The sequence below is a fragment of the Massilia eburnea genome (assembly GCF_050709955.1).
Classification (GTDB): domain Bacteria; phylum Pseudomonadota; class Gammaproteobacteria; order Burkholderiales; family Burkholderiaceae_D; genus Rugamonas; species Rugamonas eburnea_A.
In genome coordinates, this window is record NZ_JBNZFX010000010.1 from 21184 (window position 1) to 37144 (window position 15961).

General features: G+C 63.6%; 18 protein-coding genes, 1 rRNA gene and 2 pseudogenes. 17 read left to right on the forward strand and 4 right to left on the reverse strand.

Annotated elements, in window-relative coordinates; genetic code table 11:
- Positions 1–48: 48 nt before the first annotated feature.
- Positions 49–161 (forward strand): 5S ribosomal RNA (gene rrf / locus ACQ4MM_RS07515).
- 57 nt (positions 162–218) lie between these two features.
- Here rrf and ACQ4MM_RS07520 read toward each other — a convergent pair.
- From ACQ4MM_RS07520 to ACQ4MM_RS07530, 3 genes are all read right to left on the reverse strand, one after another.
- Positions 219–722 (reverse strand): outer membrane beta-barrel protein, encoded by a 504-nt coding sequence (locus tag ACQ4MM_RS07520; RefSeq protein ID WP_431476795.1) that lies wholly within the window; start codon positions 720–722, stop codon positions 219–221.
- A 120-nt stretch (positions 723–842) separates the two neighbouring features.
- Positions 843–2873, reverse strand: a complete 2031-nt coding sequence (locus tag ACQ4MM_RS07525) for a sensor histidine kinase (protein ID WP_431476796.1) — start codon at positions 2871–2873, stop codon at positions 843–845.
- Positions 2870–3553, reverse strand: a complete 684-nt coding sequence (locus tag ACQ4MM_RS07530) for a response regulator transcription factor (RefSeq protein ID WP_431476797.1) — start codon at positions 3551–3553, stop codon at positions 2870–2872. The genes ACQ4MM_RS07525 and ACQ4MM_RS07530 overlap by 4 nt, the downstream gene beginning before the upstream one ends.
- Before the next feature lie 158 nt (positions 3554–3711).
- Between ACQ4MM_RS07530 and ACQ4MM_RS07535 the strand changes: the two genes are divergently transcribed.
- Together ACQ4MM_RS07535 and ACQ4MM_RS07540 are read left to right on the forward strand one after the other, a co-directional pair.
- The gene (locus ACQ4MM_RS07535) at positions 3712–4923 is read left to right on the forward strand and encodes an SPFH domain-containing protein (protein ID WP_431476798.1); all 1212 of its coding nucleotides are present in this window, start codon (positions 3712–3714) and stop codon (positions 4921–4923) included.
- Positions 4924–4925: 2 nt separating this feature from the next.
- Positions 4926–6341: a hypothetical protein gene (locus ACQ4MM_RS07540; RefSeq protein WP_431476799.1), complete on the forward strand. Its 1416-nt coding sequence runs from the start codon at positions 4926–4928 to the stop codon at positions 6339–6341.
- Here ACQ4MM_RS07540 and ACQ4MM_RS07545 read toward each other — a convergent pair whose 3' ends face one another.
- Entirely contained in the window at positions 6342–7862 is a 1521-nt protein-coding gene (locus ACQ4MM_RS07545; RefSeq protein WP_431476800.1) for a M20/M25/M40 family metallo-hydrolase, read from the reverse strand.
- 169 nt (positions 7863–8031) lie between these two features.
- On the opposite strand from ACQ4MM_RS07545, the gene ACQ4MM_RS07550 reads away from it, so the two are divergent.
- The 14 genes and pseudogenes from ACQ4MM_RS07550 to ACQ4MM_RS07615 form a co-directional block, all read left to right on the forward strand.
- On the forward strand, positions 8032–10389 hold the full coding sequence (locus tag ACQ4MM_RS07550; RefSeq protein WP_431476801.1) for a penicillin acylase family protein: 2358 nt from the start codon (positions 8032–8034) through the stop codon (positions 10387–10389).
- 61 nt (positions 10390–10450) lie between these two features.
- Positions 10451–10726: an STAS domain-containing protein gene (locus tag ACQ4MM_RS07555; protein WP_431476802.1), complete on the forward strand. Its 276-nt coding sequence runs from the start codon at positions 10451–10453 to the stop codon at positions 10724–10726.
- Between the two features lie 13 nt (positions 10727–10739).
- Positions 10740–11474 (forward strand): Hpt domain-containing protein, encoded by a 735-nt coding sequence (locus ACQ4MM_RS07560; RefSeq protein ID WP_431476803.1) that lies wholly within the window; start codon positions 10740–10742, stop codon positions 11472–11474.
- A pseudogene (locus tag ACQ4MM_RS07565) lies at positions 11471–12565 on the forward strand (chemotaxis protein CheA); the annotation flags it as partial. The gene ACQ4MM_RS07560 and the pseudogene ACQ4MM_RS07565, both read left to right, overlap by 4 nt.
- A gap of 58 nt (positions 12566–12623) precedes the next feature.
- Entirely contained in the window at positions 12624–12800 is a 177-nt protein-coding gene (locus tag ACQ4MM_RS07570) for a chemotaxis protein CheW (protein ID WP_431476804.1), read from the forward strand.
- A gap of 10 nt (positions 12801–12810) precedes the next feature.
- Positions 12811–12987 carry a Tar ligand binding domain-containing protein gene (locus ACQ4MM_RS07575; protein WP_431476805.1) on the forward strand — a complete coding sequence of 59 codons (177 nt, stop codon included), beginning with the start codon at positions 12811–12813 and terminating at the stop codon, positions 12985–12987.
- On the forward strand, positions 12956–13864 hold the full coding sequence (locus ACQ4MM_RS07580; protein ID WP_431476806.1) for an MCP four helix bundle domain-containing protein: 909 nt from the start codon (positions 12956–12958) through the stop codon (positions 13862–13864). The genes ACQ4MM_RS07575 and ACQ4MM_RS07580 overlap by 32 nt, the downstream gene beginning before the upstream one ends.
- A gap of 66 nt (positions 13865–13930) precedes the next feature.
- The gene (locus ACQ4MM_RS07585; protein ID WP_431476813.1) at positions 13931–14344 is read left to right on the forward strand and encodes a methyl-accepting chemotaxis protein; all 414 of its coding nucleotides are present in this window, start codon (positions 13931–13933) and stop codon (positions 14342–14344) included.
- A gap of 98 nt (positions 14345–14442) precedes the next feature.
- Positions 14443–14676 carry a chemotaxis protein CheW gene (locus tag ACQ4MM_RS07590; protein ID WP_431476807.1) on the forward strand — a complete coding sequence of 78 codons (234 nt, stop codon included), beginning with the start codon at positions 14443–14445 and terminating at the stop codon, positions 14674–14676.
- On the forward strand, positions 14565–14933 hold the full coding sequence (locus tag ACQ4MM_RS07595; RefSeq protein ID WP_431476808.1) for a chemotaxis protein CheW: 369 nt from the start codon (positions 14565–14567) through the stop codon (positions 14931–14933). Before ACQ4MM_RS07590 ends, ACQ4MM_RS07595 begins: the two co-directional genes overlap by 112 nt.
- A gap of 14 nt (positions 14934–14947) precedes the next feature.
- Positions 14948–15025 (forward strand): annotated as a pseudogene (locus ACQ4MM_RS07600) (hypothetical protein); the annotation flags it as partial.
- A 165-nt stretch (positions 15026–15190) separates the two neighbouring features.
- The gene (locus tag ACQ4MM_RS07605; RefSeq protein WP_431476809.1) at positions 15191–15481 is read left to right on the forward strand and encodes a CheR family methyltransferase; all 291 of its coding nucleotides are present in this window, start codon (positions 15191–15193) and stop codon (positions 15479–15481) included.
- Complete coding sequence (locus ACQ4MM_RS07610; RefSeq protein ID WP_431476810.1) at positions 15478–15726, forward strand: CheR family methyltransferase; 249 nt, start codon at positions 15478–15480, stop codon at positions 15724–15726. The genes ACQ4MM_RS07605 and ACQ4MM_RS07610 overlap by 4 nt, the downstream gene beginning before the upstream one ends.
- Position 15727: 1 nt before the next feature.
- A partial coding sequence (locus ACQ4MM_RS07615) for a chemotaxis protein CheD (RefSeq protein ID WP_431476811.1) occupies positions 15728–15961 on the forward strand: 234 nt, incomplete at its 3' end.

Consider the following 15961-nt stretch of genomic DNA (forward strand, 5'->3'; position numbering starts at 1 on the left):
TTCCAGATTGCGCACTTTGCTCAGCGAGCAGGGTGCATACAAGTCATGCCTGATGACCATAGCAAGTCGGTCCCACCCCTTCCCATCCCGAACAGGACCGTGAAACGACTTTGCGCCGATGATAGTGCTGCAACCAGTGTGAAAGTAGGTTATCGTCAGGCTCTTATTAGAAAAGCCCGCTAGGCATATGCCAGCGGGCTTTTCGCTTTTGCAGCGCCTCAGAACTGGAATCGCACGCCGGCCGTGATCAGTGTCGCGTCGCTCTTTGTCAGGCGTGTTGCTTCCAATTCAGCGGCAACAGTCTTGTTGAAGTCGTAGCGCACACCGACGCCGATGGCGGGATCCGTTTCACGCTTGTCTGCCAGGCTGGTACGATTGGATTTCATCGTGGTGCGGCCTACGCCGAGGCGTCCGTAGGCGCTGAACTTATTCCCCAGCGGTGCTGTTCCCAGGACCGCAACGCCATAATGGCGATCCGGATAATAGCCCGCTTCGGTCAGCAGGCCGCGGAATGGGTTCATGCTGAGGCTGCGGGTGTAGATCTCAAACCCCAGGTTTATGTTGAGTTGGTAGCCGATTGCGCCGCCGAAACTGATATCGTTACTGTCGTCGACATATTTGGACGAAACGGAAGTACGGCCGGCAGTCAGGTCGGCATACACACCGGTCTGGGCAAAGGCGGGCGCGGCCAGCGCAAACAGGCCGATTGCTAAGAATCGCATGAAATTCCCTTAAAAATAGAATCGACAATGCGGCGTTATATGTTTTATAACGCCGACAGCAGATACTATTCGGCAATTGTCTTTATTGCAATATTGCTTTCATTTCAGAAGGCATCATGCTCAGCGCGCTCCGGCGGCATGCAGCGTCAATTCGAACTCGACGCCGCCATCCACATTGCGCACCGCGACCGTGCCGCCCATCTTCGCCATATAGGTTTTCACGACAAACAGGCCCTGGCCACGGTTGGCGCCTTCGTCCTGTCCCGATACGCCGTATTCGAACACCTTGTCGATCAGCTCCGGTGCGATCGATTCGCCTTGATTGTGGATCGCGAGGCTTGCTGTGCGCTCGTCCGACGTGAGGGTCATGATGATCGGCGTGCCGGGTGTGCGGTGGCGGTTGGCGTTGTTCAGGATATGGGTCACCACATCTTCCAGCGAATAGGGATCGGCGCGAACCATGGCAGGCGTTCCGCCCTGATAGCTCACGTCGTCGATGCCGACGCAGGGGGCGTTGGCCGCCACATCGCGCAAGAAGGCATCGAGATCCAGCGATTCGAGCTGCAGCGTGGTGGACTGGAAGGCTTCGCTGGGCGAAGCTTGCCCATACAGTACGCGCACCGCTTGCTGCATGCGGTGGATATATCGTCCGCTTGGATCATGCTCGCCGCCGTGCAGTGCCATCAGCGATTGCAGCGGCGACATGATCTCGTGGCCGACGGCGTGCCACATATCGCGTTCCTGTTCGGCGCGGATCGCGTCCTTCTCGACGTCTTCACGCACACGTCGCAGCAGATCGTGCAGGCAGTTGGCAAGCACGCCAAGTTCGTCGCGGCCGCGCAGGTCCGACAGGTCGAATTCATCGAGCGCGCCTGCAGTCTTGACCGAGCGGGCCACCTTGTCGGCGCGCCTGGTCAGAATGCTGATCGGGCGGATGATGCCCGCTTCGACTACCAGCCAGGCTAACAGCAGTGCGCCCAGAATGGCACCGACAAACCAGGACACACGGGTGGCCACCACGCTCAGTGTGTCGCTGACGCTGCGCGCATCTCCGCTCAATTCAATTTCGAAGTTGCCGAGAGGAGTTGGCACGCTGGCGCGCGTTTGCAATGCTTTGACCGTGGTGTCCACCGGCAGGTGCCGCACCAGCGTAAGCAGCGCATGCCAGCTTTGGTCGCTACCGCTGCTGGCTGCCGATAGCGACAGCACTTCATTGCCTTGATCGTTGCGGATGCGCAGCGTCTCGCCCGGCAGCAGCAGCGACTCCAGGTCGCGCAATGAAAACAGCGGCGTAGCCCGGTCGCGCGTGGTGTCCAACAGGGCAGGGCCTTCACCCGGCGGCAGTACCGCCACGCTGACGTCAATGTTCGCCAGGTCTTGCGGCGGCCAGGTCGGCTTGGTCTTGGCGAACAGCGCATCCTGCAGCACGCCGACAGGCAGCCGTACCGAGAAGAAGGTGCTGTGCGCGCAATCAGGCGCGGCATCTGGCGCGCACACCGGGCTTTGCCAAATCCAGCCGCGGAAGTCCTTGACTGGGCGGGCGTGCGGCCTGCCCGCGTCGGCTGCGGTGTAGCCGGTCAGCCGTCCGCGTATGCCACCGCCAGCCGGGTCGCCGGTCTGTTCAAACGGCGCAATCCAATGGTATTCCTGGCCACGCAGGCTCACCTTCACCTCGACACGGTGGGCCTGGTCGATCGACTCCTCGCGCAGGGGATGCGCTGCAAGCGGCGGGGCGTGGAAGGTCCCGGCGACGTAGATAAAGCCGCCGGCCCAGGGATTGTTGCCGATGCCGATGCACAGCGTGCCTTTGTCGCCATACTGTGCGGCGCAGCCGGCCATGGAAATGGCTTGCTGGACTTTGGCTTGGTCGTCGAAATCCAGGGCTGCGTAAGGCAGCAGCACTGGATGCAGGCCTGGACTCCGGCCAGCAGCGGGATTCAGCAGGGCGAGCTGGCCGGTTGGATGGCGCAGCGTGGCCGCAATCTGTTCACGCGTCTTGTAGAAGGAATTCTCGTAAGCCTGGTAGCTGAGCTGCTTTTCCTGCTGCAGCACCGAGACTGCCAAGCCCAGGGTCGCCAAGGCTAACAGGGGAAACGCCATGCGCAATACGATGCGCAGGCGGTAAGGCGTCAGCAGGGAGAAAGGGTTCATGCGTGGTCGGTCCAGCGGAAGCCTCGCATCGGAATGTTTTCGATGCACTCGAAACCCGGATCGATTTCGCGGAAGGCATCGCGGATGGTGCTGACATGCTTGCGGATATTGTCGCGGTTGCGGCCGCTCTTCACCACTTCAAACAGGTCTTCATAGGACACCACCTGTCCACGCCGCTCGAACAGTGCTGCCAGGATGCGCTGCGCCGTCAGCGGCAGGTTGATGCGCTGGCCACGCCAGGTTGGCGTGCGCTGGCGCAGCGGGTCCATGGCCAGTTCGCTGGCCGGGGTGGCAGGCTTGCTGTCCTTGGCTGCGCGCAGGATTTCCAGGAAGGTGTCGATGAAATCCGCTTCCTCGAAGGTGGTCTTCTGCAGGTAGTCCCAGGCATCCAGCGCTTTCATGATCGAGCGGTAGATCGCGGCCGGCATAGCCGACACCACCAGTACCGGCGTCGCATGGCGCTTGTTGATGGCATTGATGATGGCCACGCCGGCATGGCGTTCCCGGCCCAGTTCAATATCCAGCACGACCAGGTCATAACGCTCGCGAGCTATGGCCGCCTCGGCGTCGTCGCGGTTGAACCACTGGTCGACCTGGATGCCAGGGCGGGCTGCGGCGATCCAGCCGGCGAGCTGGTTGCTAGTGGGGAGATCGTCTTCAATGATGGCTACGCGTGTCATGCAGGAAGTATTACCGAAAAGCCTGGCGACCGGCGTGAATTTTTCTTCACAAGCCGGAAGGGAGTGGGCCGGCGGCAGCATTGAACGTTCGCGGCAAGTGGCAGGAAGATTGCTGTACCGGCGCTGTGCCGGGCCCACCAGACAGAAAGGCAATCATCATGAACAACCGGATCAGTACGATGCTGCAGGCGATTCGCTCGACGCTCGGCCGTGCTGCCAGCAGCATTCGTTTCCCTTCCGGCGCCCGCAAAGGCGCCGTGCTGCTCGCCGTGACCGGCGCCGCCGCCTACGGCTTGTACCAGTTCCCTCCAATGCATACGGTTGGCCGCGGCGAAGTGGCTGTGCGTACCAACCACCTGACCGGCGATACTTCGATTGTGCATGAAGGCCTGGCGCTGGACCTGCCTGGTATCCATGAATTGCGCGTTCTGTCCCTGCGCGACCAGACTTATCGCCCGGCAGCGGCCGGCGAAACACCGTTCCAGTCCGGTGAAGGCCTGTCGCTGGGCCTGGACATTTCGGTGCGCTACGGCCTTGACCAAGCCCGCCTTGCCCAAATCGCCCCCAAACTGCCGGCCGATATTTCCCGCGACGTAGTGGCGCCGGATGTGGAGGGCGTCATTTACAAAATCCTGACGCGCTACACTGTGCGCGAAATCTTCTCTTCCAAGCGCGCTGAAATCCAGCAGGCTATCGAGGCCGAACTGAAGCCAAAAATGGCATCCGATGGTCTTGTGCTGCGCAGCGTCACCATCGGCAAGGTCGTGTTGCCGGAAGATTTCAAGGCCGGCATGGAAAAGCTGCTGGCCGAGGAGCTGGCGTCCGAAAAGATGCGCTATACGCTGGAGCTGAAAGAAAAACTGGTACGCCAGACCGCGCTGGAAGCCGAGGCCGAAAAGGTGGCGCGTGAAAAGGCTGCCGAAGCTGCCGCGTCCGAGCAGGTGATTGCGGCAAGGGCGCAGGAGGAAGCCATGCGCCATGTGCTGCCCTTCAAGGAGAAGCAGGTGAAGCAGCGCGAACTGGAAGCGGAAGCGGAAAAGGCCGCCCGCATCAAGACCTCGGAAGGCAATGCCCAGGCGCGCATCATCGAAGCTGCCGGCGAGGCCGATTCGCGCCGCAAGCTGGCGGACGCCGAAGCCTATCGCCAGGAACTGGTGGGCAAGGTCGCCAGCGCCCAGATGGAGCGCGACGGCGAGCTGCTGAGCAAGCACCCGCTGCTGATCCAGAAGACCATGGCTGACAAGCTGTCGGACAAGGTATCGGTCATCATCGCCCCGCCGCCGGCTGACGGTGGCTTCATCGGTTCGACGCTGGTCGGCGCTCCGAAGACCGCGCACACCGAGCGCATTGCTGCCAACGCTGGAGAATAATCATGGCCGTTTCGACGCTTGCCGCCACCCTGGCCCTGGCCATCGTCACCCAGGACCAGCTCCCGCTGCGTGCGGCGCCGCGCGACTCGGCCCAGGCCCAGGCCGTGCTGTGGCAGGGCGATGCGCTTGAAGTGCGTGGCACCCGCGGTGATTTCCTGCAGGTGTACGACCATCGACGCGAGCGTGCCGGGTATGTGCGCGCGGCGCGCGTGCGGCAGGTCGACCTGCAGCCTGCGGCCGCTCCGGAGCTGCTGGCGGTGATGCGCTTCCTGCGCGATACGCCGGGCGCCGAGGCGCTGGGCATCAGCTACGGGGCGGCCTACCTGAAGGCAGCTGCGCCGCAAGCGATCGATGCCGAACCGTTCGACGCCATCGGCAGCATGGCCGAACGGCTGGCGTCGCGCGCTTCTTCCAAGCTGGCGCCGCAGGCCGAGACCGCGCTTGCCGCCCACCTGGAAGTGGTGGCCAGCTACGGAGTGGCGATGCGCAGCTACGACAATGACGGCAAGGTTCGGGTGTGCTACGACGGCGATGCTTTCCGCCGTGTGCTGGCAGCGTCGGCCAGCGCCGAGCAACGCTACCGGGCCGCGCTGGCATTGAGCAACGGCGCCTGCATCGATCCGGCGCTGGGTGTTGCACAGCGCGCAGAGCATGACCGCTGGCGCGCCGAATTGCTCGACACGGTGGACCTGGCGCGCCTGCCGGAGCATATGAAGAATCGTATCCACATGCGGCGTGCCGCGGTCTGGTCGAGCGTTGCCTTCCAGCGTGCGCGCAAGGGAGAAGATGGATCGCAGGCAGCCGGCCGCGCAGAACAGGCGCTGGCGGCAATCGACAAGTCCGCGCTGGCGGATGAAGACAATGCCGCCTATGCGGAAGCGGGCGTGCGTGTTGGCGCGGTGCGCTGGGCGCTGGAGCCGGTGCCGCTGCAAGGCAAGGTGGCGGCGCCCCAGCTGGCAGTCACTGCGTCCCCCGGCCGGCCGGGCGAAACCTGCGTCAGCCTTCAAGGCGCAGGCAAGCAGCTCGCGAGCCGTTGCACCTGGGGCGTGGCGTGGACGGCATCCGCGCGCGCGCATCCTCAGGGTACGGCGCTGGCATTGGCGGTGCAGCCGCTGGATGGCTGGCGCGAAATGTGGCTGTTCCGCCGCCAGGGAGAAAGCTGGGTGGTGGACGTGTTGCCGCCTGCCTCCAGCGATCCGGATATCGGCTACGCGGAATTCGCGGGCTGGGTGCCGGGTACCGCCAAGGTCCTGGCGGCGCGGGAAGTGCGCGCCGAGGGCAAGTTCCGCCGCAGCTTCGAGCTGCTTGACATCGCCACGCTGGCGATTGAACGCGGCGCAGACAGGCCGGAATCGCTGTCCACCTTCTACAAGTGGCAGGACCCGGCCTGGAAACGGCAGACGGTCAGCTTGCGCTGATTACTGCGGCTTGTAGGTTACCTTCAGGTTATAGTTCCCTGCGGTGTAGCCGTTCAGCATGACGTAGACATCGCCGTTGGCCGTGACACTGGTGCTGCAGCTCTCGGTCGCGCTGGAGCCGTCCGACTTGCAGCTGTAGCTGCTGGTGGTCGGCACGGAACCCTTGCGTACGTACAGGTCGATGTCGCCGGTGCCGGTGGTTTCAGCCTTGAAGGTGCCGACGCCGGCCTTGAACGGGCCGAAGGTCTTCTTCTGGCTCCGGGTCAGGCTACCGCTGAAGTTCTCCACAGTGTCCGGTTGAACGATGACAGGACCGTCGCTACCCAGTTCCACCGCATAGGCAGCGGCCAGTTGCGCAAATTTCAGGGCGTGATTGGCCTGGCTGTCGGAGTTGGCCAGGGTGTCGTTGGCAGTGTGGATATAGGGATTGTCTTCACCCATCAGCGTCTCGAACGGTATCGAGGCCGGGAAACCCTGGTTCTGCCAGGAGGCATGGTCAGAACAAGCGTAACCGCAGGAGCTATAGCCAACTGTAACCGCTGGCATATAGGCTGACAGCAGGTTGGCCAGGAAGGTGTTCTGCTGGCTGTCGGTGTAGTCGGTGTAGATCCAGACATCCTTGGCCGAGCCGCGGTAGTTGGTCATGTCGAGCTGCATGACGCCGACCACGTTGATGTTGTTGGCCTTGAAGTTGGCCGCAATATCCTTGGAGCCGAGCAGGCCGGCTTCTTCCGCTGCGTAACCCATGATCTTGATGGTACGGCGTGGCTTGTAGCCCGCAGCGATCATGGCCCGTACCGCTTCGGTCAGGCTGGCGATGCCGGAGGCGTCGTCGTCGGCGCCCGGCGAACGTGAGGTCTCGCCGTTGCCGCTCAAATTGATGCTATCCAGGTGGCCGCCCATGACAATGACTTCGGAGCCATTGTCGGTGCCATTGATGGTCATGATCACGGATTTCTGGTTGTAGCCCGAGTGCGTGAACTGGGTCACGCTGATGTCGCTGCGGCCGGCCGCCATGCTGGTCCACTTCTGTGCCAGCCAGTTGGAGGCATTGGCGCCGTTGGTGGTGCGGTAGTAGCGGTTCGCAAAGTTCGACATGTCGGTGATGGTCTGCGCGATGTTCGACGCCTGCAGCGCCGGCAGGATGCCGTTGACGGTCGTCTGGTTATCGATCGCGTAGCTTGGGCGGGTCACCGCCAATGCCAGCGGCTGCACGGTGCCGGCCTTGGACAGTGCCTGGCGGCCTTCCGCTTCGCTGGCATGCACGATGAAACCACCGCAGCGCTTCAGTTCCTTGTGGATGGCGGCCGACAGTTTCAACATGGTTTCTTCGTCGACCTGCACCAGATGGACTTTCTCCTTGCCCAGGCCTTGCTTGCTCTGCTTCGCAACAGCTTGCGGCGCTGCGGCTTGCAACTTGGCGTAAGCGGCGTCGCCGAGGGTGATCCAGGTGGGGGCTGCATTTGCTGCGCTAGCTGCAAAGAGTCCTGCTGCCAGTACGGCTGGGGTGAATCTCTTCATGACTGCTCCTTTGCGCAAAAAAAAATGCACCCGGGGCGGGTGCATTTGTCAAAAATCTTAGCAGATTATTGGTTTCGCACGATTGTGTACCGATTTGATTTGCCTCAACTGTCGTAGAAATGCCGCGTAGATCATGGAAGCGTGCACTTTTCTTCCGGGGAGGCAGACCATGAAAGCGCAACTGCTGGCCGCATGTGCGGCCATATTCCTGACTGCCTGCAGTGGCAAGGGCAGTAACGGCGACACCCCAGCACCGCAATATGCCGCCGAAGTCACCCGCACCAGCTACGGTGTGGCGCATATCCAGGCCAAGGATTTCGCCGGCGTGGGCTATGGCCTGGCCTACTCGTTCGCTGAAGACAATATCTGCATGCTGGCCGACAGCTTCCTTACGGTGCGCGGCGAACGTTCGCGCTACTTTGGCCCGGACGCCCGTGCCACCAAGCCCCTCAACGGCGAATATGGCGCCGCGCTCGACTTCATGGATTTGCGCAATGAGGACAGTGACTTCTTTTTCAAAGGCTACCTGGATGTCGAGAAGCTGCGAGCGGGATATGCCGCCGGTTCCAGCGAGATCCGGCAGCTGCTGCGCGGCTATGCCGCCGGCTACAACCGCTACCTGCGCGAGCATGGCGGGCGCCTGCCCGAGGCCTGCCGGAACGCGGCCTGGGTCAAGCCGATCAGCTTCGACGATGTGATGCTCCTGATCGCGGAGAAGGCGCTGCATGCCACCGGCGAAGTATTCGCGGCCGAAATCGTGGCCGCCGCGCGCGACGTGAGTGGCAACGCCACGCTGGCGCTGCAGGACGGCCCTGTGGATGCGCCGCCTTCCAGCGAGCCTTTCGCGATGCCTGCCCAGGGTGCGATGGCCAGCAACGCACTGGCAATCGGCAAGGAAGCCAGCAGCAACGGCCGCGGCATCCTGCTCGGGAACCCGCACTATCCGTGGACCAGCACCGACCGCTTCTACCAACTGCACATCACGGTGCCGGGTAGTTACGATGCAATGGGCGTCAGCCTGGGCGGCCTGCCGCTGGTGGTCATCGGCTTCAACAAGGACCTGGCCTGGACCCATACCGTGACCAAGGCCGTGCACTTCACGACATTCCGCCTGACGCGCGACGGCTCCGATCCGATGCGCTACCTGGTCGACGGCGCGCCGATATGGCTGGAAACCCGTACTGCGGCGATCGAAGTGCTGCAGCCGGACGGCAGCTTGCTGAAAAAGAGCAAAGCCTTCTACTTCAGCAAGCTGGGTGCGGTGATGGCGATACCAGGCAGCCCACAGGGGCAGGGCGGCCTGCTGGTGCTGGGCGACCCGAATCGCAACAATACGCGCTCGATGGAGCAGTGGCTTGCGATGGGGCGCGCCGGCAGCGTGCAAGAGTTGAAGCAGCAGCTCGAGCGCCTGGTTGGCCTGCCCTGGGTAAATACGGTGGCGGCGGATCGCAACGGCGGCGCATTGTACGTCGATGCCAGCGTCGTGCCGCACCAGGGAGCCGACAAATTCGGCGGCGATTGCCTGTTGCTGGCGGCATTGCTGATGTTCGATGGCTCGCGCTCCTCCTGCGCCTGGGGGCGTGACGACGACGGCACGCCGGATGGCATTTTCGGCGGTGCCAACGCACCGTCCATGCTGCGCTCGGATTACGTGGCAAATTCCAATGACGGCTATTGGATCACCAATGCGCGGCAACCGCTGGTCGGGCCGACGCCGCTTGGATATTCGCCCTTGTACGGCCCGGTGGGCGTGGCGCAGCACCTGCGTACACGCAGCGGCTTTATCGGGATCGAAGAACTGCTGGCGCAGCGCGGCCAGGTTGGGCCCCAGGACCTGCAGGCGCTGATGTTCAGCAACCGCGTGCTGGCGGCGGAACTGGTGCTGCCGGAACTGCTCCCGGCCTGCATGGCCGGTGCTGATGCTTTGCTGCTGAAGGCATGCACCGCCCTGGCGCAGTGGGACCGCAAGGCGGAGCTGGATAGCCGCGGCGCGGTGCTGTTCCGTGAGTTCTGGAACAGCGCGGCCAAGCTGCCGGGAATCTGGTCGCTGGCATTCGATGTGGCCGATCCGCTGCACTCGCCGCGCGGCCTGGCGCCGGCAGCAATTCCGGCCATGCTGGCGGCGCTGAAGGATGCGGCGTTGCGCCTGCAGCAGCTTGGCGTGCCCTTTGACGGTCGCCTGGCCGAGTTCCAGGTCGAACCGCGCAATGGCCAGCGCTTCCCTATTCACGGTGCGATTGGCGATATCGATGGCAGCTACAACTCGATCCATATGGCCGGCGTGCTGGGAGCATCGGGCTACGAACGCGTTACCTGGGGCACCAGCTATATCCACCTGGTCAGCTTCGACGAAAACGGGCCGCTGGCGCGCGGCCTGCTGGTGTATGGCCAGTCCACCGATCCGCGCTCGGCGCATTATGCCGACCAGTTGCCGCTGTACGCGGAAAAGCACCTGCCATTACTGCCATTTACCGCAGCCGCCATTGCCGCCGATCCGTCGCGCCGGTCTAAGCAATTACGAGAATAGTGACGTATTGCAACTCCACAGCGGGCTTGCCAGTCACCGGGCATGGGCATACGATTGGCGCATGAGCCCACAGCGCATCCAGCCGCCGGCGCTGCTCTTCATTGAAGGCGACCTCACGATCCGGCGCGTGCAGGAATTGAAAGACGTGCTCCTGGCACGCCTTGCCCAGTCGCAGGCGCTGGAAGTGGACCTGGCGGGCGTCACCGAGATCGACACGGCCGGCGCGCAGCTCCTGCTGATGGCGCGCCGCGCCGCGCAAGCCGGCCAAAAGGAGTTGCAGCTGGTCGCCCCCAGCCCGGCTGTCGCCTCGCTGTTCGAGCTGCTGCGCATCCAATAGGAAGGCATTCCCCATGGACCTGGACGAAGGCTTGCAGGCGTTTGTCACCGAGGCGGGGGAATTGCTGGCCGAAATGGAGGCTGGCCTGTTGAAGCTTGGCGAGCATTCTGCGCACGAGGAAGCCGTCAACGCCATCTTTCGCTCCGCCCACACCATCAAGGGCACGGCCGGCCTATTTGGGCTGGACTACATTGTGCTGTTCACCCATGCGGTGGAAAGCGTGCTGGAAGAGGTGCGCAACGGTACGCGGCCGCTCGACGACGAACTGGTGGCGCTGCTGCTGGACTGCGCCGACCAGATCGGTGCGATGGTGCGCGATGTCGAGCGAGGCGGCCACGGCGATCTTGGTGAACGCTGCCGCCCGCAACTGGATGCGCTGCATGCCTATCTCGTCCCCGCGCCAGGGCTGGTGCTGATGCCGGCCGCGCTCCCGGCATTTAGCATCGGCACCGACGCCGGCCCAAGCGGCTGCTGGCTGGTATCGCTGGATTTTGGACGCGACGTCTTCCGGCAGGGGATGGATCCGGCCTCGTTTATCGCCTATCTTGGCCGCCTTGGCCGCATCGTGGCGCTGGCCACGGTGGACGCCGGACTGCCGCCGCCGGAGCAGATGGACCCGCAAAGCTGCTATCGTCGGTTTCGAAGTCGTCCTGGACACCGCGGCCAACGCCGAAGACATCAGCAAAGTATTCGAGTTCCTGCACGACGAATGCACCATTCGCCTGCTGCCGCCGGGCAGCGGCAATGAAGACTTCCAGCGCCTGGCAGAAACGGTGCCATTGCACGGCGCGGCAATCGCGGAAGTGCTGCAGGCCAGCGCGCTTGGAACAGTGGTGCCGGCAGCGCCGCCGCCCGCTGCCGCATCCTCCGCCCCTGGAGCCTGCCGGCGGAGCGGCGGCCAACTCCCGCCAGCACGAAAGCCGCACCATCCGCGTCGATGCCGAGCGCCTTGGCCAATTGATTACGCTGGTGGGGGAATTGATCATCGCCAGCGCGCGCACCCAGATGATCGGCGGCCGCTTCAAGGATGCCGACCTGCAGGACAGCACCTTGGCGCTGGCGGAGCTGGTAGAACAGGTGCGCGACAGCGCCCTGCAACTGCGCATGGTGAAGATCGGGGCCACCTTCAACCGCTTCCAGCGGGTGGTGCACGATGTGGCGCGCGAAATCGGCAAGGATATCCGTCTCGTCCTGAGTGGTGAAGAGGTGGAACTGGACAAGACGCTGGTGGAACGCATCGGCGACCCCTTGACCCACCTGGTGCGCAACGCCATCGACCATGGCATTGAAGCACCCGAAGTGCGGCGCCAGCGCGGCAAGCCTCTGCAGGGAACCGTATCCCTGAACGCCTTCCATGACTCGGGCAGCATCGTGATCGAGGTAGGGGACGACGGCGGCGGCCTGCAGCGCGAACGCATCGTTGCCAGTGCCATTGAACGCGGCTTGCTCGAGCCGGAGCACAGGCCGAGCGACAGCGAAGTGTTCGCGCTGATATTCGAGCCCGGGTTTTCCACCGCCAGCGCGGTGACCAGCCTGTCGGGGCGCGGGGTCGGCATGGACGTGGTCAAGCGCAATATCGAGGCGCTACGCGGCAGCATCACCATCGACAGCGAAGCAGGGCGCGGCACGACGGTGCGGGTGCGCCTGCCGCTGACGCTGGCCATCATGGACTGCATGCTGGTCACTGTCGGCAGTTCACGCTTCGCCATTCCGCTCGGCGCGATAGAAGAATGCGTGGAATATGAACGTGAGGGCGAGCGCGGCTTTGTCGACTTGCGCGGCGAAGTGCTGCCAACGGCGGCGCTGCGCGAACTATTCCGCCTGCACGGCGCAACGCCGCGCCGCGAAAGCGTGCTGGTGGTGCGGCATGCCGGCCAGCGCGCAGGCCTGGTGGTTGATGGCCTGCAGGGGACAATGCCAGGCGGTGATCAAGCCGCTCAGCCCTGTATTCAGCGGCATCTCCTGCCTGAGCGGGTCGACCGTGCTCGGCAGCGGCGAGGTGGCATTGATTCTGGACATACCGGCCCTGCTCAAGCTACTACAGGCTAGACAAGCCGGAAACCTGGCAGCATAGGAGCGAGACGATGCAGCGAAAACTGACGGTTGGGATGCGCCTTGGCCTGCTGGTCGGGGTGCTGGTGGCGATGATGGCCGGCATAGGCTATGCCGGCATGCGTGGCATGGAATTCAGCAACGCGCGCCTGAAAGCGACTTACGAAGACCGGGACAGTGGCGCTGATTTATCTGGGCAAGGTGAATGAATACATGCTGCGCACCCGGCACCGCATGGTGATGACTGCCGCTGCCAGCAGCCTGGCCGAGGTGGAAGCGGCCCAGCAAGGCGATGCCTCGCACCAGGAGTTGATCCGCAAGAACTGGAACGCGTATATGGGCACTTCCCTGACGCAGGAAGAACAGCAGTTGGCCGCGCAGTACACGGTGGCGTGGAACGGCTGGCAGGATGTGCGCGGCGCCATTATCCAGAAGGCGCGCGCCGGCAAGCATAGAGAAGCCCTGGAAGATGCGCGGGCCGCCGACGTCCAGTTCCGGTCTGTGCTGGCGGCCATGGGAAAGGTGGTTGAATTGCAGGAGCGGGTGGCGCGCGAGGAATACGAGGCGGCCATGGCGCAAACCGCGGCCACCATGCGCACCAATGCCACGCTGCTGGGCAGCGGCCTGCTGGCTGGCATCTTGCTGTCGATGTGGATGATACGTGGGCTGTTGCGACAGCTCGGTGGCGAGCCGGATTACGCCGCCCATATCGTGCAGGAGGTCGCGCACGGTAACCTGGCGGTGCAAATCCAGCTGAGAAAAGGGGATGAACGCAGCCTGCTGGCGTCAATGAAGCAGATGGTGGACAAGTTGTCAGGCGTCGCATCGGAGGTGAGCAACGGTGCGCTGGCGCTGGCGGCGGCCTCGGAGCAGGTCAGCGCCACGGCGCAATCGCTGTCGCAGGCGGCCAGCCAGCAAGCGGCCAGCGTCGAGGAAACCAGCGCCTCGGTGGAAGAGATGAGCGCCTCGATCGGCCAGAACACGGACAATGCGCGCGTTACCGACACCACCGCTTCCAAGGCGGCTGGAGAGGCGGGGGAAAGCGGCGACGCGGTGCGCAGTACGGTCAGTGCATGCGCGATATAGCGAAGCGCATCGTGATCATCGACGATATCGCCTACCAGACCAAACCTGCTGGCGCTGAATGCCGCCATCGAAGCGGCGCGCGCCGGCGAGCACGGACGAGGTTTTGCCGTTGTGGCGGCGGAAGTGCGCAAGCTGGCCGAGCGCAGCCAGGTGGCGGCACAGGAAATCGGCGAGCTGGCCTGCGGCAGTGTGCAGGTGGCGGAACGGGCGGGTAGTTTGCTCGAAGCCATGGTGCCGGCGATCGAGGAGACCTCACGCCTGGTTCAGGAAATTGCCGCCGCCTCGACAGAACAGGCCTCCGGGGTAAGCCAGATTAATATGGCCATGGGGCAGTTGAGCCAGAGCACGCAGCAGAATGCGGCCGGTGCGGAGGAATTGGCGTCCACTGCCGAAGAAATGAGCAGCCAGGCGGAGGAATTGCAGCAGCTGATACGCTTCTTCCGTGTCACACAGGACGAAGCGCCGCGCCGCAAACGATGAGGCGAAGCCGCCCCCCCAGCCAGCGTGCCGCGCAGCGCCGCCTGGCGCGGGTGCCGCCGCTGGATGAAAGCAACTTCACACGATTTTGAGGCCCAGGCATGGAAGCGGAACACCAGTACCTGAGTTTTCGCCTGGGCCAGGAAACGTTCGGGCTGGGCATACTTGCCGTGCGCGAGATCATCGAGTACGGTGGCGTGACCGATGTGCCGATGATGCCGCCATGTGTGCGCGGCGTGATCAACCTGCGCGGTGCCGTGGTGCCGGTGCTGGACCTGGCGGCGCGTTTCGGGCGCGCCGGTGGCGCCATCGGCGGCGCAGCTGCATCGTCATAGTCGAAAATGGCGCGGCGCCGGAGCAGCAGGTGCTTGGCCTGCTGGTCGACGCGGTGAATGCGGTGCTCGACATCGATGCCGGACAAATCGAACCGCCGCCCAGTTTTGGAGCAGGGCTGCGCAATGATTTCGTCACAGGAATCGGCAAGGTCAACGGAAAATTCGTGATCCTGGTCAACCTGGAGTCAGTGCTGAACGTGCCCGAAATTGCCTGCCATGGCGGGAGATGTGAATTGATGCAGCCGGTCGTTCCCTGACGGACCGCGAGTTCGTGCAATTCCAGCGTTTCATCCACGAAGCGGCCGGGATCTCGCTATCGGACGCCAAAAAGCCGCTGGTGTCCGGGCGGCTCGCGAAGCGGCTGCACCACCTGCAGTTCAACAACTACGGTTCATATTTCCAGTTGATCAGTGGCGGGGCCGCGCCGAGGAAACCCAGATCGCAATCGACCTGCTGACCACCAACGAAACCTACTTTTTCCGCGAAATGCGCCATTTCGAGCATTTAACGCTCCGTGCTGAGGGAGCGCAAGCAGGACAGCGCGCCATTCCGCGTCTGGAGTGCGGCCTGCTCCACTGGGGAGGAGCCTTATTCGATCGCCATGGTGCTGGCCGACCTGTTGCCGGCGCAAGGCTGGGAAGTGCTGGCCTCCGACATCAGCGCGCGCGTGCTTGAGACGGCACGCCAGGGCCATTATCCGATGACGCGCGCCGCCCATGTGCCGCCGGAATACCTGCGCCGTTTCTTGCCTGAAGGGCATCGAGGTCGAAGACGGCACATTGCTGGTGTCGCGCGTGCTGCGTGAGTGCGGTGGAGTTCGCCCAGATCAACCTCAATGCCGCGCGCCTGCCGTCGCTGGGCAAGTTTGATGTGATTTTCCTGCGCAATGTGCTGATCTACTTCGACGCCGAAACCAAGCGCCGGGTGGCGCAGCGGGTGCTTGACTACCTGCGGCCGGGAGGCCAGCTGTATATCGGGCATTCGGAAAGCCTGCACGACATGGGACTGCCGGTGCGCAACGTCGCGCCGGCAATCTATCGCAAGGAGTGACATGGAAACCGGCGCCGCTTTCGAAGTCTACCTGCTGCCCGGTGAGTACTTTGTCGGCGACGCGCGCTATCGCATCCGCACGGTGCTGGGGTCCTGTGTCTCGATCACGCTGTGGCATCGCCGGCTGCGCATCGGGGCCATGTCGCACTTCCTGCTGTCGGAGCGCGAATCCGGCCCGGACCCCGAGCCGGCCACGGAACTGAGTGGCCGCTACGGCAAGGACGCGCTGGAATTG